The organism is Pontivivens ytuae (assembly GCF_015679265.1).
GTDB lineage: Bacteria > Pseudomonadota > Alphaproteobacteria > Rhodobacterales > Rhodobacteraceae > Pontivivens > Pontivivens ytuae.
The window spans coordinates 1,556,855-1,581,919 of sequence record NZ_CP064942.1 but is presented as its reverse complement, the minus strand read 5'-3'; the positions used below and the strand labels follow the sequence as shown (position 1 = coordinate 1,581,919).

The following is a 25,065-nucleotide window of genomic DNA, read 5'->3' as shown; positions in this document are numbered from 1 at the left end:
TTGTGCATTCGGTTGCAGCGTGATTAGTGAATGGGCCAGCACATGCCAGCCGTCCCCCTTTGAAGACCTGAGACAATGCTGGCCTTTCCGACCTCACGCCTTTCAGCGGCCCTTTTCGGGCTGTACCTTGCACAAGCTGTTCCGCTTTATCTCGTTGCAGCTGCGCTGCCACCTATCCTGCGCGCTAATGGCGTTGGTCTCGATACGATCGGCGGGCTAGGCGTCTTGCTGGCGCCATGGGTGTTCAAGGCGCTATGGGCGCCTTGGATAGACCGACTTTGTCACGCCAAGCGTGTTGGCACCCGGACAGTAGTCGCAACATGTCTGACGATCACTGTTGCAGGCATCTTGGTGCTTTCGAATCTCGATCCCGTGTCGGATGCCACGATCTTTTTTCCAATACTGATGACGATGTCGATCTCATCGGCAACACAGGACATTGCGTCGGACGGCTGGGCGGTCGAGCACTTGCCACCTGCGCAGCAACCCGGTGGAAATGCGCTTCAAGGTGCAGCTGTCGCACTCGGTGTTTTGAGCGGCGGCGCTGGAACACTGTTTCTCTACGACGCCGTAGGTTGGCAGTTCGCGCTCTGGCTGATGTCGGCTGCGACGATCCTCTTCGTTGTTCCGTTCTTACTACTGCCCGGACGGTATGGCCGTCGTCCACTTCCATCAGACCGCGGACAACCAAGCTTGCGCCGTTTCTTTGCAATTCGGAATGCCGGAACGATGCTGGCCTTTGCACTGATCATCCGTCTGCCAGAGGGCCTCGTCAAAGCGCTTGAACAACCCTTTCTAGTTGATCAGGGTTTCACTCTATCAGAAATCGGAGCGATATCCGGCGGCGCAACGGCGGCTGTAGGTCTGTTTGGTGCAGCGGCTGGTGCTTTGCTGATCCGCAAAGCTGGCTTGATCGCGTTCTTTATCTTTCTGATCGTGGGACGGACTGCGGCTTTCACGTTCTTCTTCATTGCAGCGACGCAGGGATTAGGCGCTTGGGCCATCGTTGCCCTGTCGGTATTCGACACGTTCTTCCGCTATATCGAGATCGTGGGACTGTACACAGCGTTCATGCGCTTTTCCTCGCTTCAGCAGGCCGGGACAGACTTCACGGTTCTGACGAGCGCGACCCTCTTCATGTACATGGTCGGTGGCGTTGTTGCCGGCATGTTCGCGGAAGCGATGGGCTACGGCCCGGTCTTCCTCACTGCGGCGCTTCTATCCGGCCTGACCGGCTGGATCGCTGTTGTGCTGCTGCCGTCCACTGTTCGCAGCGGCACACAACACAGAACTATGGAGATTTCCTAATGACGCGATTTCAGGGGCTGCCCGCGACGGCACTCGCTGTGCTGTGGGGCACGACATCGGTTGTGGCTCAGGGCGCCGAAGAGCCGGTTCTCCTAGACGAGGTCGTTATTCAGGCCTTGCGCACCGGAGGGACAGAGAGTTCGATCCCGGGCGCAGTGCAGGTGATTGAGGGCGAGCAGGTCCGCCAACGCATCCGCCAGGGACGAGACCTGGCCGATGTGCTCGGTGATCTCGTTCCAGGTCTTGCACCCTCTAACGGAACAATTGGTGGGGCGAGCCAGACCCTCCGCGGCCGCAATACACAGATTCTCATCGACGGCGTCGCGCGCACATCCGAGCTGCGAGGCTTCGATCGCGAGTTCTCGACCATCGATCCGAACTCCATCGAACGAATTGAAGTCGTGAAGGGCTCGACGGCGCGCTTTGGCAACGGAGCGACGGGCGGCATTGTCAACATCGTCACGTCAAGTCCAGACGCCGGTTTCCGCACAACGATTGAGGGCCGACTAAGCACCCAGTCGGAGAGCGATAGCCGCGCTGCGGATCTTTTCGTCGCTCAAGACGCGCAGTTCGGCGACTTCGGCGTCCGTGTTGAGGCATCAGGTCGGGATGTCGACAATCGCTTCGATGGAGATGGCGATCGGATCCCGCCCGATCCCATCATCGGCCAGGGCAACGCCGACAATCTCGAGCGATACACGTTGGGCAGCACGTTGACCTGGCAACGCGGGGCAAGCGATTTGCGTCTTAGGCTCGATGCCTACGAGCTGGAGCAGGATATTGATTTCTTCACAGACTACGGAACGGATCCCGTCAGCCTGACGGACCGACCCTATGACGGCGAGCCTGTCCGGGACGAAGGGCAAAGCGCCAGCGTGCGTTACAGCTATTCCGATACGCCCATTGGCGAAGTTGAGCTCTCTGCTTTCGTGACAGATGTCGACCGACGCGCTGCTTTTGCCGAACCCGGACCGCAGAACACGCTCTACTATACGACAGGACCCGGCAGCATCACGCAGAGTGACGATGCACAAACCGAGCTGTTCACCACGACTTACGGGGCCTCCGTCACGGTTCGAACTCCATTGGATGGTGTGATCTCGGGTGCGGGTCTGACATGGGGGCTCGACTACGCGCGCGATGACGTGGAACAGGAGCTCATTGACGGCACACCGATCATTGCTCCGATGGAGCAAGACAGCTTTGCAGCCTTCGTCCAGCTCGAGGCCCCGATTGGCAGTAGACTTACGTTCAGCGGCGGCGTTCGGGCAGAACGGTTCGACCTGACTGTTGAAGACTTTGTACGTCCTGATGCCGCGCAGCTTGGTACTACAGGCGCCACGGCTCTACCTGCGTTGAATGTGGAGGGCGGTGAGTTCGACTATGATGCCGTTGTCGGCAACGCTGGTCTTGTCTTTGAAGCCACTGATGAGATTGATCTTTATGCTGGCTTCTCTCAAGGCTTCTCCGTACCCGATGTGGGGGCGTTCACGCGCCGCGCCGTCCTGCCCGGCGCTTTGGCGCTAGCACCGGGGCAGACGATCTCGTTCGAGGATATCGAGCCCGATGCTCAGATCGTCGATACATACCAGATCGGGGTGCGCTTCGATCAGGATGCTATCTCGGTAGATGCATCCGCGTTTTTCTCGACGTCTGACGAAGGCGTCACGTTCGACTCCGCAACGAACGAGCTCAGCCAACAAAAGGAAGAGATCTACGGCGCGGAGATCAGCTTGAGCTACGCAGTTCGTCCGGCGTGGCTCCTCGGTGCTGAGCTTGCATATATCGAGGGCGAGTTCGATGACGATGATGACGGCTCGGTCGAAACGCCATTGCCCAATAACCGGATCCCTGCACCGTTTACGGCAACGCTGTCGACGGACTACCTATTCGCAAATGGTGCAAGCCTGTTGGGCGAACTTGTCTATGCGTCCGGCCGAGACGAGGGTGACGAGCCTGAACTCGATGACATGGTGACAGTGAACTTCGGGGGAGCCTATCCGGTGGGCACAGGCGATATCACCTTCGGTATCTCGAACCTGTTCGACCGGCAACAAGACAACAACACAGCATCGAGCGTGCGAACGGACCCTCTGACCGGCGGTGGTGTCTACGTAGCCGATGAGGGGCGACGCTTTTCGTTGGGCTACAGCGCTACTTTCTGAACCAGACAGTTTCGCTGAGCTGATTGGGGCCGGTGCGAATAGCGCGCCGGCCCCCAACGTTTCATGCATGACGCCTGACTTCGCCCGCTTCCAGCCGTGGAAGCCAGTCTACAAGTCCCGGCTGCGGCCGCCGTAGCGCGTCGAAAATCGGTCGACCTGTCAGGTCCTCCAGGATTACCGCGCTCCGCCATGCAGTCAGACTCAACTGGGGGTCCACGATGCCATGTGAGTGGCGGCCGTGATTGAGGGCATAGATCGGGGTCTCCATGGGCCCATCCCAAGCTACACGGTACGCCGGACCAAGGGACAAAGCACCTGTAGGCTCAATCGACAACCGATCACGAAGGGAGCCGAGGCACTCTGGCACGGCGGGTCTGAAGCCTGTGGCAAGGACGACTATATCGGCCTCGCAGGCTTCTTGTTGATCATCCGGCCCGTCCGCAACGACTTGAAAACTCCCGAACCGTTTGTCAATTGCGGTGACGGTGCGTGCCGGGCGCAAGGACACGTCCATACCGTTTTCAAGGTGCCGCTGCCGGTAAAGCGCGCTGTAGACATCATTCGCTGTCTCCGGCGTCAGCCCATCGCTGCTGTACTTCTGCTCAGCGACGGCTTGTGTCTGGACGTGATTTGGGAGGGCGCGGTACGCCTCTGCGTAGCCTGGTGTGAAGATCTGATCGACGAGGCTGCCTTCTTGCAGGTGCCAGAATGCATTTCGGCGACTCATCCATGTCAGCTGCCGAGGCGCGTCGTGCCGCGTTAGCAAATCCAGAACGATCTCGGCGCCAGTTTGGCCGCCGCCTACAACGACGACACGCTTGCCTCGGGCTTGAGGCATCTTCTGAAGGTAGTCGATACCATGGAAACAGTCGGGAGTATCGGGTGCAAAGTCCGGCACATACTTTCGGGGACCGGTTCCAATGGACAGAGCTTTTGCCTTTACATGCGTGCCGTCGGCCTTCTGCAAAACGAAGCCACCCTCAACCATTTGGACGTCCTCGACCGGGCATGCGAAATGGCAGTGCTGCAGTCTGGACGCCACCCAGGCCATGTATTCCGTGAACTCCAGCCGCGTCACGGTGCCGAAGCGCCCCGCCATGAAGTCGTAGAATCGGTCCTTCGAAACAAGGAAGTTGAGAAAGCTCCATCGGCTGGTTGGCAAAACGGGTGTGACAAGATCCTTGAGAAACGAGGTCTGCATCACGCTTGAGCTGAGGCTAAGCCCAGGGTGCCAATCGAATGCTGGTTTGCGCTCCAAAAAGAGGGTGTCGAGACCCGTAACGTGATCAGCAAGGGCTGCAACGCTAAGGTTGAACGGGCCGATACCAATTCCGGCGAGATGTGTTGAAATGGAAATTCGAGACATTTTTGGTCCTTCAGGATTTCGATGGTGAGACAGCCAGCGCGACACCTGAAAGGGCCGCGAGGGCGAAGGGAGCCGCAGGCGATACCGCAACAAACGCGGCGCCAAAGGCGACTCCAGCGGCTAGTGATGCAATCTGGATTGCACCGTTCCAGCCGGTGACCTGAAGCTGGGCGTAATCCTCGCGGGTCATGAGATCGGAAAGGGAGAGGGTGAACAGCAAGGCAGTGCTGCCGCCGATAAGCAGGCTGAGACTTGCGAACACGATCAAGCTGTCGGCGAACGGCACTGCCCCGGCAGCCAACGCAAGACAAAGCGCACCGTATCGAGCATGGGAGCGTCTCGCTCGTGGTGCGATCAATCGGAGTGCGAGCAAGAGACCCAGATTAGCGCTGGCAAGGCAGATACCAGCCAACGCCGTTGCTCCGATGGCGCCGTCTGCCAATCGCGCGCTTAAAAGAGGGGCCAGGCCGATTTGCGAGGCACCGACGGCCATCTGAGTGAGGATCGTCGCTCGAAACGCGAGGAGACGCGGAGGCCGAAAGGACGTTCGAAGTGATGGAAGTCCCGCTCTGCGGACGAGGGCGAGGCTGATGATCGTGCCGATTGCCGCCGGAAATAGCGGGAGTAGCGGAGATATGGCGGCAAGCGGACCCAGAAGCAGCGCGCCCAAGATCCGACCGATGCCGCCCATCGACTGAACTTTTCCAAGAATCCTGGCTGTTCCTGTGGGACGGACACTTGCCTGCTGGGCAAGCATCAGCAGTCCTGCAGCAGACAGGCCTTGCACCGATCGGATTGCAATAAGCGAAGTTAATGCCAGCGAAGGCGCCATGATTCCACCTGGTGCGCCAACCAGAGCGATGAGCGCGATATTTGCTGACAGAAGTCCGATAAGGCCTCCGAAAAGCACAACTTGTCCACCCAATCGCCCGAGAAACGGCAGCGCGAGAGCCGCCGTTGCCATACCTGCGGCAACCGCCCAGCCAATCTGAGGCTGAGATAGCCCAAGCTCTTGAGATAAAACAGGAAGCATCCCGATCAGAGCGGTCTGTTGAAAGGCATGCCCAGCCAGCGCCGGTAGGAAGAATGAAACCTTCATGGGGCTGTGTTGCAATTCCTGAGCAAATTAGTCAATATCACTTGTATAGCGAGAGTCGATGTCGACTGATAGCCGCTATGGTTGAAGGATACTCCATTATGACCCTACGTTCGGCCGCCGGGGATCTCCCCGCGCTCGACGCATTTTTGAACTCTGCTTTGCGCGAGGGTTGGCTTCGCAAAACATCTCAAGATCAAGGACAGCTCGCGTTTCGCGATCCGTCGGGCCGCGAGGTTCGAGCAGGCCTGCGGGCAGCGAGCCGTCTACGCTATCTTTTCGACGGAACCCTTTGTCGGCGAACGCCCAACGGCTGGGAAGCAGTCGAGGCAGAGACCCTGCTTGCTGATCTCGCGGGTCAGGTGGGGGACACGTTTCAGGATCGTGTCTTGGATAGCCTCGCAGCCATTCGCCGTGCTCCCCCGCAGCGTGGGGATGTCAACAGCTGGACTTTCATCGCAGCGGAGCAGGCCCTGAAGGCTGGTCATCCCTTCCATCCCAATCCGCGCAGTCGGGATGAGATGTCGGCAGAAGATGCTGCACGCTTCGCACCAGAGCAGGAGGGGCAATTTGCCTTGCGATGGATCGCGGCGCGGCCGGAATTGCTCACACTCAGTTCGGGTGCAGCACCACTTCTGCGCCTGCTGGCAAAAGCGGATCTCGGCTCAGTGCCGTCGGATGCGGTTCCACTGCCCTGGCATCCATGGCAGGCGCAACGTCTACGTCAACGGCCCGAGGTCGCACGGATGGTGGAGCAGAGTGTGCTATGGGATTTGGGACCTGGGCGCTCCGATTGGGCGGCGACATCCTCTATGCGGAGCCTGCACGCTTGGCACGCGCCCTACATGGTCAAGACGTCGCTAAGCTTGAAGCTCACAAACTCCGTAAGGGATTTGTCGCTCCGCGAGGTCCGGCGTGGAGTTCATGTCTCGGATCTTCTGCAATCCGATATCGGAGCCGAGATCGAACAAGCATTCCCCGATCTCCACATTCTGGGTGAACCGGCATACGTCGCCCTACGAGGCACCAACGGTATCGTTGATGCGAGCATGGTGGTGTTGCGCGACAATCCGTTTCGCGACGCAGGTACCACAGGACCCGTCCTGCTTGCGGCGCTGTGCGAAGCAAAGCCGAACGGGTCCTCACCGCTTGGCACAATGGTCGCCAGAATCGGACAAGGAGCCGCGCGCCATTGGTTCGAGCGCTTCCTTGAAGTCGCCATCAGACCCGTGCTGGAGCTCCGCGCTCGTTACGGTTTGCTGTTTGGCGCTCACCAACAGAACCTGATGATCGAGCTATCGAACGGCTGGCCGTCTGCTGTCTGGATTCGCGATTGCCAGGGCACAGGTCACCTCGAGAGCTTCCACGACAAACTAACAGCTGCTTGTCCCGGGATCGGCGAGGGCACTGAAAATGTTGTCAATGCCGAGCTCGGCGATGGTCTGCTCATCTACTATGTCGTGGTGAATAGCGTCTTCAACACGCTGTCTACCCTCGTACTGGATGGCTTGGCGCAAGAGGACGACCTGCTGTCTACCTGGCGTCAGTTTCTGGAACGTGAGCGCGAACGGACCCCCGGTGATCCGAGTCTTTACGGACGGCTACTGACGCGTCCGACACTGACCTGCAAAGGCAATTTTTCTACGAGCATGAGCGGCGTGAATGAAGCGGACGGCGATGCACGCGGTCAGCTTGCCGCCTTTTTCGAACTCCCAAATCCTATTCTGGAGACTGTTGACGCATGATCGCGACCGCTTCCAATCTCACCCCGCCGCTTTCACTGCATGAACCGCGCGCTTTGGCCGAGTGGATCGAGACGCAGCTGAGCGCTGATCCCACTCTTCAGACTCTCGCGCTACCCATCGACCCCGCGGAGGTTCAAGAGAGCCCACGCCGCCCCGGCTACGTGCACCTCGCAGATGACTGTCCGATCGTGCACCGGTCGGGCTTCTATCAACACGCGGATCTTTGGCTGAGACATCCGCCCGCGCAGAGGCAGGCGACGACATCGGTCGATGGTCCCGATGGCCGCGATCATCCGCTTCGTCCCCCCAATCCGACCGGGACAGTCTATGAAAAGCGGTTTGCCGATGCGGCCGTTACCGTGTCCTTCCGCGTCGTCGACATCGAGCGCGATCTCGACATCTTCCATCGATGGCAAAACGATCCCCGCGTCGCCTACTTCTGGGAGGAGGACAAGTCGAAGGATGATCTCCGGGCCTTCCTCGAGAAACGCCTGTCCGATCCTCACAATTTGTCAGTGATTGGGTGTTATGACGACCAGCCCGTCGGCTACTTCGAAATCTACTGGGCACGCGAGGATCGACTGGGTGCATACTACGATGCGGGCCCTTGGGATCGCGGGTGGCATGGGCTGATTGGAGAGGCAAAGCACCTCGGTCGACGTAAGACATCGGCCTGGATCCGTGCACTGACCCATTACCTCTTCCTTGATTGCCCGATGACGGACCTAGTCGTCGGTGAACCGCGCGTCGATAACGTTAAGTTGCTGCGCTATGCCGATGCGATGGCCTACACAAAAATCAAGGAGTTCGACTTCCCCCACAAGAGATCCGCCCTCATGCATTGTCCCCGGGATGCCTTCTTCGCGCGGGTGCCATTGTGAACGCGTTCGATAGAGCGCGTCGACGCTTGCTCGCGAAAATGGTCAGTGAGATGACTTGGGAAGAGTTGCTGCATCCTGTCGGCGACAGGCACTACGAGCTGCAGCTCGCCTCGGGGGCGCACTACCGGTTTCAAGCTGAACGACGGATCTGGGACAATCTGGACATCGTGCCAGACAGCCTCGAGACCGATAACACGTCTCCCTGTCCCTTGCGCTTCGTCGTCGATGCGCGCGCCGAGTTTGGGATGTCACCTGCGACGGAGGCAACGTTCCTTCGGGAGCTGTCGAACACGTTGCGGCAGGATCTCGAGTTAGAACGTCTTTATGGCGACCTCGACGCCAAGGCATTGATAAACCTGCCGCCGGCACGCCTTCATGCCATCTTGAACGGCCACCCCAAAGCCATCGCGAACAAGGGTCGTCTTGGTTGGGGCGAGTCCGACCTAGCTGCTTATGCTCCGGAATATGGCGAACCGCTTCAGCTCTTCTGGGTCGCCGCGCGACGGGACGCTTTGCGAAGCGGTCGGACGGCAGGCACAGTACCGGAGGACGTGCTTACCGCTGTCTTGGGCCCTGATGCAGAAGCCCTCCACACCGCAGCGGGCGAGGCGGGTGCAACGCGCGACCACGTGCTTCTACCGGTGCATCCGTGGCAGTGGGACAACGTGATCTCTCAAGCCTTTCTTGCGGAAATCTCCGAAGGTCGCGTGGTGCCGCTTGGACGGTTCGGACCTCAATTTGTGGCTACACCAAGCATCCGGACACTGACGCCGGCCGAGGGGGGGCCTTATGACGTCAAGCTGTCGCTGGGGATTCTCAACACGTCGGCCTGGCGCGGTATGCCTGGTAAGTACATCGAACACGGCGGAGCGATCTCGGACTGGCTTACAGGCCTGGTTGCCGACGATCCTGTTCTTGCGGGTCGCGTCACCGTACTGCGTGAAGCGCTGGGGTATTGGTACGAACATCCCGTTTATGCGGACTGCCCGGAGGCTCCGTACCGGCACCACGAGATGCTAGGAGCGATTTGGCGGGATGCCGCGGAGCATAGGACCGGGTCGGATCGTCGCGCAGTCCTCGCAGCCGCGCTCTTTCACGAGGGAGCGTGCAGGACACCGCTGGCCGCTGCCTACGCCGAGGCGGCTGGCATGCCGATCGAGAATTGGCTCGCCCATCTCTTCGATGCCACCGTGGTGCCCCTTTGGCATATCCTTTGCCGCTACGGTGCGGCTTTCATAGCGCATGGGCAGAACGTGACGGTGATTTTGGACGGTCATGTCCCGGTGGGGATGGCGATCAAGGATTTTCAGGGCGATCTCGATCTGGTGGATCAGGACTTTTCGGAAATGGAAGGGCTGGACCCGGACATCCGAGCTCTGCTGCCGCGCAAACCACCTGCGTACATCGTTCATGACATACAGACAGCGCATTTCGTAACGGTTCTGCGTTTCCTGTCTGCAGGCTTGGCGCGCAGTGCTGCTCTAAATGAAAGGGCCTTCTACGACATTCTGTCAGCCCGGTTGATGCGCTACGCGGCGGAGCACCCGGAGTTGAAAAGCCGCTTTGAGATGTTTGCCCTTTTCGAGGATGTCATGCCCAAGGTCTGCATCAACCGCGTCCGCTTCGCGATCGGCTATGAGGACAGTGCTGAACGCCCGCTGCCCGCGCGCGGCACAGATTTGGTCAACCCATTGCGTCGGAAACAGAAAGAGGCAGCGGCATAGCTTTCGCCGATATGGAGGTAGGGCTCTCTGCTTCGCATTGGCTTCTCCATTGCGCTTTTAGCTTTGTTTGCGTTGGCGAAGCTTGCCGTACTGCGGTGCGTTCATGACGACGGGGGCTGTTGGCGTTCCTTGCGCTGAGCAGATCCACGCACTATAAATCCGACGGAATTCGTCAGAATTGGTCGCCAGCATTCGCCAGCCTCACCAGACGCCGAACATGCTCGCTGCCAACGACGGACTAATGACCTTGTCGCGCCCTTCGAAAGAATACTGCTCGAGACATCTGTTTCGTGGCGAGACGCAGGCGTCCACCCCATCACGCTCGCAGCCTTCGCTTGGGCATCTCATAAACGAAGGGCCCAAAGTTGACTGACCTATCCCAACTCTTCGATCAAGGCTCTGGCTTGATGGCGTTTCTGGAGCAAGGCGGGATCACGATCTGGGTGATTGCCGCGCTTTCTGTTCTGACAACGGCGCTCATTCTGTGGAAAATCCTACGGTTGGTGAGTATGGGCGCGTGGTCGGGCGCCGCAACAGAGGAAGCGGTAACGCTTTGGGTCGCAGGCGATCCCGAAGCTGCGCGCCGACGGCTCGAACGGCGAAAGTCGCTGCGCGCGCGCCTTGCATCCGCTGCCATTGCAGCGCGGATGAGCGAAAGTTACTCCAAAGACGATGCGCGAGAGGAAACAGAACGCGTTGCGCGCATCGAGCTGGCACGCGCACGGGCGGGTCTCCGCGCGCTGGAACTGATTGCTACTATCGCGCCGCTTCTCGGACTGCTCGGCACCGTGCTGGGTATGATCGCTGCTTTCCAGGCTCTTCAGGAGGCGGGAGCCAGAGCGGATCCAGCCGCGCTCGCCGGCGGGATCTGGGAGGCGCTCTTGACGACAGCCGCAGGAATGGCTGTCGCGATCCCTGCATCCATGGCGCTTACGTGGTTCGAGAGTGTCGTCGACAGCGTCCAATCGGACATGGAGAATGCTGCAACGCGCATCTTCACGCACACACCACCTCGTGCGATAGCCGTACGAGCGGCAGAGTAGTGTTCACCGTTACGCAACGACGAATACGGCGAAAGCCGAGCCTCACGCCCATGATCGACGTGGTCTTCCTTCTGCTCGTTTTTTTCATGCTGGCCGCTCGCTTCGGCATCGACTCGTCATTTCCACTTCAGCTTGCCGGATCGGGTGGCGGCGCCTATTCGGGCCCACCGCGCCTCGTCGACGTGTTGCCCGAAGGTCAGCGGTTGAACGGTCAGCAGATCGAGAGCGTCGCTCTGATCACGCGATTGGGGGAACTCACCGAAACACCGACCGACGCCATCGTGCTGCGACCGCGCGATGACGCCGAACTTCAGCGTGTGGTCGACGTATTGGAGCTTCTGACCGACGCAGGCTTCGAAACGGTAGTGCTGGTGGAGTAGCGATGCAGTTCTCCAGCAAACCGACGAGACCACGGACCGAAAGCGTTGTTCCCATGATCAACGTCGTGTTCCTGTTACTGATCTTCTTTCTGATGACCGCACAGATCGCCCCTTCCGACCCATTCGAAGTCGAGCTACCGGCTTCGGAGGGACAGCAGCCTGCGGAAGGCCGCGATGTCCTGTATGTCAGTGCTCAGGGTGAGCTCGCATTTGACGGCGCTCGAGGCGAAGCGGTGTTCAACGCAGTTGCATCAGAAGAGCTGCGTGGTCCGCTGCTCATTCGCGCCGACGCGAGGGTCTCCGCCGTAGAGATAGCAACCCTGCTGCCCCGCTTGTCGGCCATCGGCATCTCCGAAACAGTCCTGGTAACAACCCAATGATCCGGTACGTCGAGGCCGCGTTTTGTTTGGTACTCGCACTCCTCATTCACCTGGCTTTTTGGATCGGTCAACCCGAGGAAGGTGCTCTCGGTGGCGCGGGAAATGGCGGCACGGAGGCCCTGTCGATGCAAGCCTCGTCGGAGAGCTTTGCGGCAATGGTGGAGCATTGGGATAGGCCGGTCGAGGTCGGTCAGACGATAGAAATGCGGCAACCTGAAACGCCGCAGGCCCCCTTGGCGGACCTTCCCTCCATAGCAGCTGCGCCAACCGAGATGAGGCCGCTCGAAACGATGGAGCGGCAAGAGATCGACGTAGCACCGGAGACGCCGAGAACAGCAGCACCAGCGGAGCTTTCGGTTGATCCGCCACGAACCGAGGGCATCACGCTACCAACGGACACGATCGATCGACCGCAGCAAGATCGCCGCCAAGCGTTAGCGTCACCTCGACCGATGTCGGATGCAGCAGCTGTCGCGACCCCAGAAGTCGATACGACACCTGCCGAGCCCGCCGCGACCGAAGCCGCCATTTCGCGTTCGAGCCCGCCCCGGGCCCGACCACGTGAAATCGAGCCGGCACCCCCCGCGCCACAGCAACCTGCGGTCGCCAGCACGGAACCCAATAGGTCGAACGAGCCCGTGTCCGAAGCGCGTCCAGATACGACGGCGGCTGGAACGGGTGGTGCTGAAGTGGCCGGGAATGCTGGCCCATCATCGGCACCATCAATGTCTCCAGCAGACCGCAGCTCTCTTGTCGCGGAATGGGGCGCTCAGATCGTGGCAGATCTCAATAGGCGCTCAGTCCGCGCAAGGGGACGTCGCGGAACGGTTCTGCTGGACCTGACGATTGCGCGCGACGGCACAGTGCTGGCGGCACGAGTGAGCCAGTCCTCCGGAAACGCTCGCCTGGACGAAGCGAGCCTTGCTGTTATCCAGCAAGGCGCAGTACCGCCCGCGCCCTCAAGCCTGCAGTTGGCACAGCAGCGTTTTTCGGTACCGCTTCGCATTCAGTAGGGAGGTATATCTTGTTCACGGCACTGCGTTCCGGCATCCAAATACAAAATCGCTTCTATTTATTTTTTCTTAATGAATTGGATCTGGTAAATGCCACTTATTAAAGCTGAAACTATTGTTCCAACTGGCAAAGCATCTGGCATGCTGTCGGCCTTCGTCAGTCACTTGGAAGACGATCACGATCTCGAGTTCACGAAACGTAAGGACGGAACACACTTCATTCATCGTGATGAATTCTGCATCTCGTTTCGTGTCCAGTCTGATGGTTTGCAGGTTGCGATCGGCGCGCCAAGCGAAAGTGCCCTTCTCTTCTTCAAGGATGAGGTTGCGCGTCATGTCGAGGAACTGGATGCAGAAGCAGCCTCCAAGATGCGTTGGTCAGGTGAGGCCAGCCGCGAGGGCGATCTTCCACCAAACTTTCGGATCTTGGAGGTCGTAAAGTCGCAGCGGATCTTTCAGAACATGCAGCGCATCACATTGCATATGCCGGATCTGGCAAAGCGTAAGGAGGCAGGCTTTCATCTGAAACTGATGCTTCCATCACGGCCCGGTCGAAAACCTCTCTGGCCTAGCATGGCTGCGAATGGTGCTCCGATCTGGCCGCGAGGAGATGACGCGCTTCATGCTCGCTACATGACAATTATGGCGACCCGTCCAAGCGTTGAGGAAATCGACATCGACGTCGTATGTCATGGGGAGGGTATGATCTCGCTTTGGGCACAGACCGCACGTCCCGGCGATGAGATTGGCGCAATGGGACCAGCCGGAATGTCGGGGCTACCAGTGGCCTCACGCTATCTGCTGGTCGCCGACATGACAGGCTTGTCTTCGGTAGCGCGTATCTTGAGATGCCTGCCCCTCGACGCCACCGGTCACGTTGTTGTCGCCGCACCCGACGATTGTGACATCTCAACCTATCTGCCGATGACCACGCTCGACATACATCGCTTACTTCCAGACGCATTCCAAGCCGAAGCTCTGGAGATGATGGAACAAATCACAGAGGGCACGCAGCCGGAGCAAGCTTGGTTTGCCGGGGAGTTCGATGGCGCTCAGGCTGCGCGGAAGCTTTTCAGGGGCAAATGTGGGCTGGGCAAGGGCACGCAACTGGCTGTTGCCTACTGGCGGCGGGACCACCCAGGCTTCTCGGCCTGACCCAATAACCTTGCCCGATCGCCTCTCGACACTGCTGGCGAAAGGGATCCTCCAACGGATCAATAGCGATCTCCAGGTTGCGTTCGACTAGGGCCCTCCAGTTCTCGGCCGCTGATGTGCGAGAGCAGGACGCTCGGACCCGGACTTCGACTCATGCGAGCCGATATAGCAGGATAACCGCCACTGCTTGCCAAGCTCGCCATCGAGGTGTGCTTGGGTCGGGAGGGATCGTCGCTCGGCATCGTTCTGGCTGCAGGATCCATCGGAGCCATTGTTGGCGCCATCCTCACAGAGTTCGTGACACTGCCCCTGATCGGATCGACAGCAACCTTCGCTGCCGGCGGCGCCGTGGCATTGCTCTGCTTGCTGTTCTTTAGGGACAGGACACCGATCAAGCTTCGAGTAACCGTACCAGCCGTGGTGTTCGCCGGGTTCGCAGGCTTTGCTGGCCCACCGGTGTAGCAGCATGAGTCTGCCCATAACTGCCGTTAGCCGACGGACAAGAAGGCGGTTCGACGTCGGTAAACGCCAAGCCGAAGGCCGAAGTCTGTTTTGAAGCGATGGTGCGCAACGGCGTCTACCATTGAAGCTATAAGTACCTTTATCGTGCAGAAGCGCGTCATCGTTTCGCTTTCGGGATCAGACCGAAGGCTTTTGGGATACCGTTGTAGCAGGTCTATCGTCTCAGATCGCCGTCCCCACTACCGATCCGTCTCGTTGATGCGCGTCAAAAGCCTGCTGCAAACGACATCAGCGGTGACATAGAGAAAAGTCGACAAAATTGCTTGGAAATTTCCTCGTGCAGATTCAGCCTGGATACCTTAGCAATCTAGTCAGGAATCAAGTAGACGATGGATAGAGAGAGTGTTCGGACAAGACCTACGAATGCGCGATGCTCTTTCTCCAATGGCCGTGCCCGTCGCGGCCACAGAGGATCAAGTCCTTGGTCTTTTTTGTAAAGCTATGTCAGTATGCCCAGTCCATCATCGCTACGTGATGTCAGATATCCTTACGATGGCACTTCCGCCAATACGGTTGAAACAGTACCGCTTTTTCAACGATGGCCCTTCTTTCGGTGTCTTAACGTGGGCGTTTCTGGATGAAACGGCAGCCCAACAGCACATCGAAAACAGAGTGCCGCTGAGCATCGAGCAATGGCGAAGTGGGAATCAGACTTGGATCATCAGTTTGATTGGGCGCCGCATAAATCCACGGCACATAGTTGAGGTCGCTCAAAATAAGCTCAAAATGAAGTCTGCAAAATATCTTCGAAGAGATTGTAGCATGACTGTCCTCAAAACAGTCCACGTCTTTGATCTAGAGGGCAGGCTTCAGGTCCGCTCAAGCTATGTTCGCAAGTGAAGTACACCGGAATTATTTGGGATAAAGGTTGCGCCATCATGATTGATCCATTCTACAGATCTTTTCATAACTCCATCGCTTGGGGAGCGTCATCAGACGGAGGTAGCTCCAGCGGTGGTAGTGCCGGCGACCCGACGCCTCTCGCTCCACTTGTCTTCCGCAGCGCCCCCGGTCCCCAAGATGACGAGGACGAGCCCGGCAACGCTGGATCTCAATCAGGTGAGCCCACCATTTCTCGAAATGGCAATGAGATAGAAGTTCAACTCGCCGCGAGCGCTACTGTCCTCACTGTCGATGATCTATTCCAGAACCCTCAGAATCCGACCGTCGTCATGTCGGTCGCTCAATACATTGATGATTATAGAGCTGAGCTCGAAGCAGAATATAGAGCAGAAGATGCCAATGTGCAGATTTTTCTCGGTGGTTCATATGGAGATGGAATGAATGCTCCAGAAAATCCAACAGTTGAACAAATAAAATACTACAGGAGGCATCATGAGCACTTTGATGATTTCCTTTTTAAGGAAACCGATATGTGGCCTGGACACCGAGCAGAACACGATGCGCGTGAGGCTATCTCAGAGGATCACCTTCAACACCGACTAGTGGTCGAGCAGGGTTACTCTATCGCGGAAGCTGTGATGATACGGAACGGCTACGACCTAGATGGGCATGTCATCATAAATGCCGCCGCCCAGACAGCAGAGTACGCATCAATCAACAGTGGCGATGTGCTGGTCAGCGACGGCGTCGATATCAGTGAAGGGATTATGATGATTGATCCCAAACTCGAGGGCATGCCGGAAGTCGCTATCCCTGTATACGAGGGTATGGACGGGTTCCACGATAGCGACCGCTTTTTTCATGAGTACATCTTATCACTGGAGGCGCCTGATCACATCAATGGTCAGGATGGTCTTTTGGCTATACAGCAAGCGCTTATCGCCAATCCGACGCCATATGAATTTGATATAGCTACCGCCGATGGTCAGCTCAACAATGCCGGTCCAAGCCCGCTCAACGATGCGAACCTGGTTAGGTCCTACGTGGTAAAGAACCCTAATCCCAACCAGACTGATATCATCATCAATTACACGGTAGATGGCGCGCATGTGCTCGAAGAGGGATACGTTCTTCGCTATGGAGAATTGAATGATGATGGAGGTATCACTTTACACACATACGGCGAAGGCGACTCGGTTATTCAGGCTACAGGCAACTTGATTAAGGGTGATGATGAATTCGTTCTGCAGCCATCTAATCCAGTATCTGTGGTCGTAGAAGCATTTAGGGAATTGGGCGACCTCCTGCTTGAGGAGTTTGAAGAGCAGATCGAAAACACAACTGATCAGCTGTGGTTGGAAAATGGATCAGAGATATTTCAGGAAGCGTCGCAGATATTAGAGGATTTCTAAGTGTCCGGTTTGCTGAAGATTGTAGTTTTTTTGACGCTATCTAGCGCACTGGTGGCATTTTGGTTTTTTGCAATGTTTCCTATTGTATTATACGATTATCCTTATCTGACATGGGGATTGTTGGTTGCGCTCATTTTGTCAATTGCAATTATTGTTATTTTTCAGAGTTATAGACTATACGTATTAACCGCCGTGCTTTGCTGTATTTATTTCATTTATAAAATGCATCAGCGCTCTGGGATTTCTTTTTTAATGGAAGAATGGCTTTATATAGTTTTTATTGTACTCCTGCCGCTGTTCTATGGCGTATTCTATGTTGGTCGCACACTCCCAAAACCCCCACCCAGACACTGATTCATTTTAGTCTTTTGGCCAGCCTGACCACGGCAACTATCTCCTGCTGCGGATCTCTAGACGATATACGTAGTGCAGATATGCTCGACGGAGCGCGACTTCTGGCCTCTGCAAATCTCCCCCCCCGCGATCGGTTCGATGAGGCCAGAAGGATGTGCCTCGACACGACACCCCTGGGTTCAGGTGCTCCTCAGAGCTTGGACGAGATCTGCCGGGATCTAAGCGACTCTCTGGGTCTCCTGGCCGAGTTACACGATCGTGTTGCTGGCCGGTGGATCACGTGCGGAGGCTGTCCGTCGAGGGTGGTGTGAGGTCGCCGGTGGTCGTAGATATTGAGTTAGGTTTGCGAGCCTCGTCGAGCGCCTCGGTGCAAGACTCGGCCTCCTCCAACATGTTCGACAGCCGCTATGCTAGCACCTTGCGCCTGTGCCAGACCATGATCGCCACGAGATAAAGAAAGCTTCGTTAAATCGTGAGATAAGTGCTATCGGAGCACCAGACCTGACTTGGCCGGTCGATCGTCAGCGCGTGGAGCAGGTATAGGAACGGCCGGCGGTCCTTGTTCGGCTTGCCCGTATTCTGTTGTCAGTAGATCTGCATGAGGCCTATCAACTGTATGAGCCGCCGCACGCGCTTCGGGTTCACGGCGTGGCCCTCGTTGCGCAGGTGCCAGGTCATCTGGCGGACACCGAAGAACGGTGTCTCCATAAATTGCCGCTTGATGATCTGTATCAGAGTTAGGTTCTCTACCGTCTCGCCTGTCGCCCGGTGGTAGTAGCTCGAGCGCGGGGTCAACAGCAGCCAGCATTGCGCGGAAATCGATAGCCATGGGTGCGCCTTTTTGGGGCATACCGCGCCTCACGTCCCGACCCAGGGCTTGAGTTTTTGCGACAAAAAATCGCTCGCTACAGCGAGCTACCCGATCTTCGCCTTGAACGCGGCCGCGTGCTGCTTGCTCTTCGCCATCTCGTCCGTCTCATTATCGATGGCCAGGGTGAGCTCAAATCGTAGCTTCCGTTAGTGCTCAGTCTCCGGGGAATACCTTAGCCTTGACACATAGAGCATTAGCTCTGCCCAACATGGTCAAAAGCACTGATCGCGACATCACAGCCGCGCATGCATATGTTTTCGTAATGAAGTACGAGGAAGTATTTGAAGCTTTCCAGTTAAGCTACGCTCATCTCGCCCTAGAGGCTCTGGAAACCGCAAAGTAGCTATGGCGAAGATACGGATCTATGCCAAAGGTCAGATTGAATTCAGAGGGAGCTGGGACGCTGAGGTATTGCCGCGAGGCCGTCTGATCAAGTCAGTCGGATCTACTGACAATAAGTCATCTAACGGCCCAAAGCTGCCGTACAACTTTCGATCCCAATGCTGCAGTCGCAGCCCGCTTTCCCGACATTCGCTGCGAGCGCGAAATCTGAGATCATTCGAACTTACAGATCCCGGACCCACACGCCATTCGCTTCGCACCGGCCAATGACTGCTTACGAATTTGGATATGGATTGGCATCCCGCGAGAAAAGCTTATCAAACAGATTTCTGAAGATATCTTCTTGCCTTGAGCAATGTCCGGCAGCCGGAACAATTAACAAGAACAGCCTAAGATCTTTGAGCTCTTGTTTCCGAGAAATGTTTTTTGATAATCTTCGCTCGGGTCAAAGCCGCGCCATACGACCAACCAGAAGGTTGGCCTGCAGAGAGCGTGTCTTCCTGTACTGCCCGTTTCAATCGTTCGAACCGCTCGATTTTTTGGACAAGCCCGGTGTCCGGAAAGCCCTCTGGGCGTTGATCTGGAGATACGGCAAGAGCCTCTAAGGCCTTTTGATGATCCGAAAGGGCGTGCGCCTGGATAGCAGGGTCCAGCATTGCGGTAACTTGGACTGACGGTGGAAAGGCGGAAAGCAATTGCGCAAAACTCTTGCAAAGTTGCGAGAGTGCTTCGTGCGGAGGCGAAACGCCTGGAGGCTGCGCGGCCATTGCTTCGATCTCTGCCTTGAGATTATTCACTTCGATGCCGTACGAGTTTCCAATTGCTCGTTTGATTTGTGCGGGCGGCCAAAGCCCGCCCTTTTGCCCTTCTACATCGTCCAGAAAGATCGATCCGATGAAAGCCGCGATCGTGCCATAAATTGCAGAAGCGATCGACTCCTGCGCTTTCGCACGCGTGGCGTCCACGGGCAAATTGAACCAATCCTTATCGGCAACAAAAGCCATTATCCAATCGCTTAATTCGGCCATGGCAAAGGTCATTAATGCGATCACTGCTATTGGAACAAGAACTTGAAATTGCCAAATTCTTACGGCGGGTACCGGGAATGATCCGATCAGAAGCCGACCACCTGCATATGCGGCGGCACCGAGCCCGCCAATAAAAATTGAGATACCAAGAATTGGCCCCCAAGTGAGATGAGTGTGCACAAACAGAACACCGAGGAGCGCTCCAATGAGCAGCGGAAATGCCGATATTAGGTTCGCTTTCACGTACTATACCAAGTCTATGTGCATCGTGCTATGATCGCAGACCCAGTATTGAACACCTTGAAGCACCACTTTACGCATAGGTACAGCAGGCTCATTACCTCTATTGCACACTACCGCTCCGACACCAAAGTCTAAACGCTCGGTGCCTATTGAAGTGAATGCGTGATAGGCAATCCTAAGAAACGCGACGGGATTCTCTGCGTCTTCGAGCTGTTTCGTGAATTTCTTCAGTGCCTGCGGGGTCATGCCTCCGGTATTCGGCAGCATCGCACTTTCAGATCCGGTCATGTTGCATCCCCCGCATTTGGCAATGTTTCCATAACGATATTGTTTTGTGCACCCTTGTAAAACGATTCGGGCTTATACCGACACATTTCTAGTATCTTGGTTCAGTATCTAACGCCGAAGGGGGAAGGGCTTTTTCTTTGAGTCTTCACCGGCGCCTCTGCTCCGTTAGCGGACAGTCGCACCGAGTGCGGCATTGGTCAGTTTGGGCTCGGTGCCGACGTTGAAGCAAGCGCGGCATAGGCACATCGGCCCAGCTCTTTCTAGCAAGGACGGCCCATTCCCGATCTTGGACAGGCGGTCGGAATGCTGCAGTCGCAGCCCGCTTAGCGGCCATTCGCTGCGATCGTCACGAACGTCCGTTATGATTGGCTACACTCACGGAACGCTTACCGTCTGGACCACTTGCGACCCGACATGAAAGGCTGTGACCATGCCCTCGGCTCTCCTTCTCGGCGGCACGGGCCAGATCGGCCTCGCGGTCGCCGCACGTCTTGCACGCGAGGGCTGGGAGATCCGGCTTGCCAGCCGCACCGCGCCCGAGTTCGACGGCCCGTGGCAGCACGCGCCCTGGGACCGGGAGGACCCGGCCGCGCTTGCACGGGCACTCGGCGAGGGCGCGGACCTGCTGCTCGACTGTGTGGCCTTCGATGCAGCGCATGCCGAAGCCCTTCTCGCCGTTCAGGAATCGGCGGGCCACCTCATGGCCATCTCCAGCGCGAGCGTCTATCGCGACGAGGGCGGTCGCACCATCGATGAGGCGAAGGAGACCGGTTTTCCCCACTTTCCCGAGCCCATCCCGGAGGACCACACGACGGTCGAGCCGGGGCCGGAGACCTACTCTACGAGCAAGGTCGCGATGGAGCGGCGGCTCCTGGAGGGCGCGCACGTGCCGGCGACGCTGCTGCGGCCCTGCGCGATCCACGGCCCCCACAGCAAGCACGCCCGCGAGTGGTGGTTCGTGAGGCGCCTGCTCGACGGACGGACGCGCATTCCGCTGGCCTATGGCGGGCGGAGCCGGTTCCAGACCACCTCCACCGCGGCGATCGCCGAGGCGGTGCTGCACGCATTCGGAGGCGGCGCACCGGCCGTGCTGAACGTCACGGACGCGTATGCGCCGACGGTGGCCGAGATAGGCCGCACCGTGATGGAAGCGATGGGGGAGCACGCCGACCTCGTCGGCCTGCCCGACGAGATCTACCCGCCCAAGGGTGGGGCCACGCCCTGGTCGGCCGAGCGGCCGATGGTGCTCGCGTCCTCCGCGCCGACAGCCGGCACCTATGCCGAGACGGCGCCGGCGGCGGTCGCCTGGCTCACACGAGCGACGCGCGGCCGCGACTGGCGCGCGGTGCTGCCGCAGCTCGCCGCGTATCCGAAGGAGCACTTCGACTACGCAGCCGACGACGAGGCGCTGGAGCGAGAGGGGGCAGCCCCCCTCAACCATTAGACGTTTCTTGGGTACAGCGGAGAGAAACCCCGGCCGGGAACAGTTCGTTCGTTTCAATTCCGTTTTTCCCATATTTCGAAAGGCTTCCACCGACAGGTCGAGGACCACGCGAAACGCGAGGGCGCCACTGAAGCTTATCCTCGGAAGTCGCTATTCGTGTGCTGCGCAGCATCGGTCAAAATGGAGCTCAAAGCTGAACTCAAGGGCAGCGCAGCATCAGATTGCCAAGCCCACCATGCTTGGATGATAACGGCCCATAGCCGACACAAGACATCCTCAAGGGCAACGTCCGCTTCGCGTCAATCACGTCCCCGCGACCGCCGGTTTCGCTTGTATGCGCGGGCAATTGTTCGCACCTTGGGGGCATGGCGCAAGCGCGGACCAGCACCGACACCGAGCGCGGCTCGAGCCCGGCATCGCGCGGCGCGGCAGGGGCCTATAAAGAGGGAGAGCTCGGGGCGCTCTATCTGCTCGCGCTCCTGACCGGCAACCGGGCGCCGGGGCTGCCGGCCGCGCGCGTCACGAGCGTCCGATTCCAGGGCGTCGAGCAAGGGTTCAAGCTCGACGACCTAATTATCAAGGGCGTCGGCGCCAGCGGTGATGTGCTCCTCGAAATCCAGTCGAAGCGCGATATCCAGTTCTCGCCGAAGGACACGGTCTACAAGGATGTAGCACTGCAGATCGCCAGGAGCACGATCGGCGACGTGCCGGCGGAGCGCCATCTTTTCGGGATCGCCACACAGCGGACCAGCCGCAAGATCTCGGGTGCCTATCAGGACGTGCTGGGCTGGGCGCGCAGCGCGACTAAAGCGGGCGAGTTCTTCACCCGTCTGGCGGCCAAGGGCGTGGCGAACGATGACATGCGCGCGTTCGTAGCGACGACGCGCGCAAATCTTGCTGCAGGCGGCATCGCCGATGAGGATGAGACGATCTGGCGGCTGCTGCGTCGGATACTGATCCTCGAATTCGATTTCGAGGCCAGCGCGCCGATCGCTCGCACCTATGGCCTAGCGCTCGCGCGAATGGCGCTGGCAGACGAGCAGGTCCCGAGCGCCGAGGCACTGTGGAGCCGTCTCGTCGATCTCTCGATCCAGACCGGCACGCGGGGCGGCGAGATCGATACTGCTGCACTCAAGGCCAACCTCGCCGAGGCCGATTTCAAGCTTGCCGGCGAACGCGAATTCGGCCCGGCTCGTGCGCGGCTCGCCGAACTCGCGCAGAACACGCTCTCGCCTATCGGGACGAGCGTCGCGGGCGTGACGCTACCGCGGCTGGCGGCGGTCGCGGCGCTCGACGACGCGGCCGAGACGCAGCGCTTCATCGTCGTGCGCGGCGATACCGGTGTCGGCAAATCTTGGGTACTGCGCCACTATGCCGAGCGCGTCGCCGCGCGTGCCCCTATCATCGTTCTCGACCGTGAGGCGACGCCGCCGGGCGGATGGCTGTACTTGGCGAACGCGCTCGGCATTCCCGGATCGGCGGACGCCTTCCTGACCGATCTGGCGGCGAGCGGCGGCGCGTACCTCTTCATCGACGGCATCGACATGATTGACGATGCGGGTCGGCAGCGCACGATCAGTGAGCTGCTGCGGGCAGCCAGCGCCATTCCCGGCTTCACGGTGATCGCGACCGCGAGGCGGACTGGCGCCAGCGAAGTGATTCCATGGCTCGACGACCGAATCTCTGCCGCGCTGGACGGGATGCACGCGGTCGAGGTCGGGGCCATGTCGGACGAGGAAGTCGCGATACTGGTCGACCAAGCGCCAGAGCTGCGGATGCTGCTCGATGCCAGCCATCCCGCAGCGCAACTCGCGCGCAACCTCTATCGTTTGTCGCGACTGCTGCGCGAAACGAGCGCCGCATCGGTGCGAACTGAGGCCGGACTCGCGCAGCTTTGGTGGATCAGCGCTGATGCCGCGCCGACGGCCGAGGTGCGGGCGGCGCAGCGGATCCTCAAGGCACTGGCGACCGCCACGCTCAAAGGCGACGCCGGAATCGATCTCGACGAGGATTCGTCCGCGCGAAACCATCTGCTCGGTGCTCAGTCGCTCCGCGAGGTCAGGCCCGACCGGCTCGATTTCAATCACGACGTGATGCGCGACTGGGCGATCGGAAACTACCTCGCCGAAGACCCGTCCCGCCTGGGGGGGGGTCGACCTGGGCGGACCCGTGTCGCCGCGCGTCGCCCGCGGTATCGAGATCGCCGCGCGGCTCGTGCTCGAGACGGACAAGGATGCAAGCGCCTGGCTCGACCTGCTCGCGCACCTGTCGCCTCCGAGCGCGCACGGTTCGTGGCGCCGACAGGCGATACTCGCGCTGGTCAGGTCCGAAGTCGCGATCGATCTGCTCGAAAAGTCGAGCGCCTCGCTCCTCGCCGAGGGCGGCGCGCTATTGACCGAACTATCGACGACGCTCGTCGCAGTCGAGACGCAGGCGGCTGCTGACATTATCACCCTGCCTGATGGATCGAAGGTCGACCTTCCGCGCTCGTATCGGACCGACGTGACGGGATCGTCGGTTCTGGTGCTGCGCTGGGTGTTTGACCACGCCGCCGAGGTACCAATGTCGGCAATCGGCTCCGTGGTCGAGCTGGTCGAGATTCAGATCATCTTTCTCAAGGTGCTCTCCTCGCTCGCCGAGCGAACGGCCCGGCTGCTGTTCGACTGGCTGTGCCAGCTCGATCTGCGCGACATGCCGGTCAGGATACCCGGGATTGAGGGTCGTGCGCGCTGGGCGAGCGACGCGCGGCGGCAGACGGTAGCCAAGCTCCGGCTGATGGCGATGCTGCTCGGGTCGTTCGCACCCGATGCGCTCAAGGCCTATCTCACCGCGATCACGGGCGACGGCGACCATCACAAGATGGAGGACCTGCGCCAGTTCTCGAGTGTGATCACTCCCGTCGCTCCGGCCGAGCTGGCGGCGATGGTCCAAGCGAGCCTTATCGAGAAAAAGCAAGAGCGGCGGCGGGAGCGGGTGATGGAGAACGCGTTCAGCTTTGCGGATAGCGATTATCTGCCGCCATCGCCCGCGCAGCCGCCGTTTCTCGACCTGCTGAACGCGGCGCCGGCCGAAGGACTGGCGCTGATCCGGAGGCTGGTTGAGGAGGCAATCGCCTTTCGCACCGACTGGCGCGAGCCTGGCGAAGACGGCATCACGATCGACTTTGGCGAGGGGCCGCGCTTCTTCCCCTGGGGCTGGACCTTTGGCTGGTCGCGGGGCCGCGGCGATGATTATGCGGCTGCTTCGGGGCTGCTCGCGCTTGAGGCGTGGAGCCAGAAGCGGCTCGATGACGGCGATCCGGTCGAGGCGGTGCTCGCCGACATATTGGGCCCCGAGGGCAGCGCCGCTGCCTATCTTCTCATCGCGATCGACGTGCTGCTGTCGCACGGCACTGTCGCGCGCGTACCGCTCGCGCCGTTTCTCGCGAGCCCACAGCTACTTGCCGACGATCGCACCCGGTAG

At 59.0% G+C, this 25,065-nt stretch carries 21 protein-coding genes; 16 read left to right on the top strand and 5 right to left on the bottom strand.

The genetic code is table 11. The features are described 5' to 3' along the window. Nucleotides 1-75 precede the first annotated feature (75 nt). Together I0K15_RS07685 and I0K15_RS07680 are read left to right on the top strand one after the other, a co-directional pair. Complete coding sequence (locus I0K15_RS07685) at nt 76-1,308, top strand: MFS transporter (RefSeq protein WP_196104865.1); 1,233 nt, start codon at nt 76-78, stop codon at nt 1,306-1,308. Next, nucleotides 1,308-3,473 carry a TonB-dependent receptor gene (locus tag I0K15_RS07680; protein WP_196104864.1) on the top strand — a complete coding sequence of 722 codons (2,166 nt, stop codon included), beginning with the start codon at nt 1,308-1,310 and terminating at the stop codon, nt 3,471-3,473. Before I0K15_RS07685 ends, I0K15_RS07680 begins: the two co-directional genes overlap by 1 nt. Nucleotides 3,474-3,534: 61 nt before the next feature. Here I0K15_RS07680 and I0K15_RS07675 read toward each other — a convergent pair whose 3' ends face one another. Next, on the bottom strand, nt 3,535-4,839 hold the full coding sequence (locus tag I0K15_RS07675; RefSeq protein ID WP_196104863.1) for a lysine N(6)-hydroxylase/L-ornithine N(5)-oxygenase family protein: 1,305 nt from the start codon (nt 4,837-4,839) through the stop codon (nt 3,535-3,537). 10 nt (nt 4,840-4,849) lie between these two features. After that, a complete protein-coding gene (locus tag I0K15_RS07670; RefSeq protein WP_196104862.1) occupies nt 4,850-5,938 on the bottom strand; it encodes a hypothetical protein in 1,089 nt (362 codons plus the stop codon). 98 nt (nt 5,939-6,036) lie between these two features. On the opposite strand from I0K15_RS07670, the gene I0K15_RS07665 reads away from it, so the two are divergent. The 11 genes from I0K15_RS07665 (at nt 6,037) to I0K15_RS07615 (ending at nt 17,387) form a co-directional block, all read left to right on the top strand. Next, a complete protein-coding gene (locus tag I0K15_RS07665; protein WP_196104861.1) occupies nt 6,037-7,680 on the top strand; it encodes an IucA/IucC family protein in 1,644 nt (547 codons plus the stop codon). Further along, a complete protein-coding gene (locus I0K15_RS07660) occupies nt 7,677-8,561 on the top strand; it encodes a GNAT family N-acetyltransferase (RefSeq protein WP_196104860.1) in 885 nt (294 codons plus the stop codon). The genes I0K15_RS07665 and I0K15_RS07660 overlap by 4 nt, the downstream gene beginning before the upstream one ends. 38 nt (nt 8,562-8,599) lie before the next feature. Then, nucleotides 8,600-10,285: an IucA/IucC family protein gene (locus I0K15_RS07655; RefSeq protein WP_230374333.1), complete on the top strand. Its 1,686-nt coding sequence runs from the start codon at nt 8,600-8,602 to the stop codon at nt 10,283-10,285. A gap of 407 nt (nt 10,286-10,692) precedes the next feature. After that, on the top strand, nt 10,693-11,328 hold the full coding sequence (locus I0K15_RS07650; RefSeq protein ID WP_196105404.1) for a MotA/TolQ/ExbB proton channel family protein: 636 nt from the start codon (nt 10,693-10,695) through the stop codon (nt 11,326-11,328). A gap of 50 nt (nt 11,329-11,378) precedes the next feature. After that, nucleotides 11,379-11,708: an ExbD/TolR family protein gene (locus tag I0K15_RS07645; RefSeq protein WP_196104858.1), complete on the top strand. Its 330-nt coding sequence runs from the start codon at nt 11,379-11,381 to the stop codon at nt 11,706-11,708. A gap of 53 nt (nt 11,709-11,761) precedes the next feature. Then, the gene (locus I0K15_RS07640; protein WP_230374332.1) at nt 11,762-12,088 is read left to right on the top strand and encodes an ExbD/TolR family protein; all 327 of its coding nucleotides are present in this window, start codon (nt 11,762-11,764) and stop codon (nt 12,086-12,088) included. Then, on the top strand, nt 12,085-13,101 hold the full coding sequence (locus I0K15_RS21265; protein ID WP_196104856.1) for a TonB family protein: 1,017 nt from the start codon (nt 12,085-12,087) through the stop codon (nt 13,099-13,101). Before I0K15_RS07640 ends, I0K15_RS21265 begins: the two co-directional genes overlap by 4 nt. Before the next feature lie 141 nt (nt 13,102-13,242). Next, on the top strand, nt 13,243-14,256 hold the full coding sequence (locus I0K15_RS07630; RefSeq protein WP_196104855.1) for a siderophore-interacting protein: 1,014 nt from the start codon (nt 13,243-13,245) through the stop codon (nt 14,254-14,256). An 885-nt stretch (nt 14,257-15,141) separates the two neighbouring features. Then, the gene (locus I0K15_RS07625) at nt 15,142-15,618 is read left to right on the top strand and encodes a toxin-activating lysine-acyltransferase (RefSeq protein WP_196104854.1); all 477 of its coding nucleotides are present in this window, start codon (nt 15,142-15,144) and stop codon (nt 15,616-15,618) included. Further along, nucleotides 15,615-17,033 (top strand): hypothetical protein, encoded by a 1,419-nt coding sequence (locus tag I0K15_RS07620; protein WP_196104853.1) that lies wholly within the window; start codon nt 15,615-15,617, stop codon nt 17,031-17,033. The genes I0K15_RS07625 and I0K15_RS07620 overlap by 4 nt, the downstream gene beginning before the upstream one ends. Then, nucleotides 17,034-17,387 carry a hypothetical protein gene (locus tag I0K15_RS07615; RefSeq protein WP_196104852.1) on the top strand — a complete coding sequence of 118 codons (354 nt, stop codon included), beginning with the start codon at nt 17,034-17,036 and terminating at the stop codon, nt 17,385-17,387. A gap of 585 nt (nt 17,388-17,972) precedes the next feature. Here the strand turns inward: I0K15_RS07615 and I0K15_RS07610 are convergent. The 3 genes from I0K15_RS07610 to I0K15_RS07595 form a co-directional block, all read right to left on the bottom strand. After that, complete coding sequence (locus tag I0K15_RS07610) at nt 17,973-18,095, bottom strand: IS3 family transposase (protein WP_196104851.1); 123 nt, start codon at nt 18,093-18,095, stop codon at nt 17,973-17,975. 894 nt (nt 18,096-18,989) lie between these two features. Continuing rightward, nucleotides 18,990-19,871, bottom strand: a complete 882-nt coding sequence (locus I0K15_RS07600) for a hypothetical protein (RefSeq protein ID WP_196104850.1) — start codon at nt 19,869-19,871, stop codon at nt 18,990-18,992. A 3-nt stretch (nt 19,872-19,874) separates the two neighbouring features. Next, entirely contained in the window at nt 19,875-20,159 is a 285-nt protein-coding gene (locus I0K15_RS07595) for a hypothetical protein (RefSeq protein WP_196104849.1), read from the bottom strand. 430 nt (nt 20,160-20,589) lie between these two features. On the opposite strand from I0K15_RS07595, the gene I0K15_RS07590 reads away from it, so the two are divergent. The 3 genes from I0K15_RS07590 (at nt 20,590) to I0K15_RS07580 (ending at nt 25,065) form a co-directional block, all read left to right on the top strand. Next, a complete protein-coding gene (locus tag I0K15_RS07590) occupies nt 20,590-21,603 on the top strand; it encodes an NAD-dependent epimerase/dehydratase family protein (protein WP_196104848.1) in 1,014 nt (337 codons plus the stop codon). 365 nt (nt 21,604-21,968) lie between these two features. Continuing rightward, a complete protein-coding gene (locus I0K15_RS07585) occupies nt 21,969-24,047 on the top strand; it encodes an NACHT domain-containing protein (protein WP_196104847.1) in 2,079 nt (692 codons plus the stop codon). Beyond that, entirely contained in the window at nt 23,995-25,065 is a 1,071-nt protein-coding gene (locus tag I0K15_RS07580) for a hypothetical protein (protein WP_196104846.1), read from the top strand. Before I0K15_RS07585 ends, I0K15_RS07580 begins: the two co-directional genes overlap by 53 nt.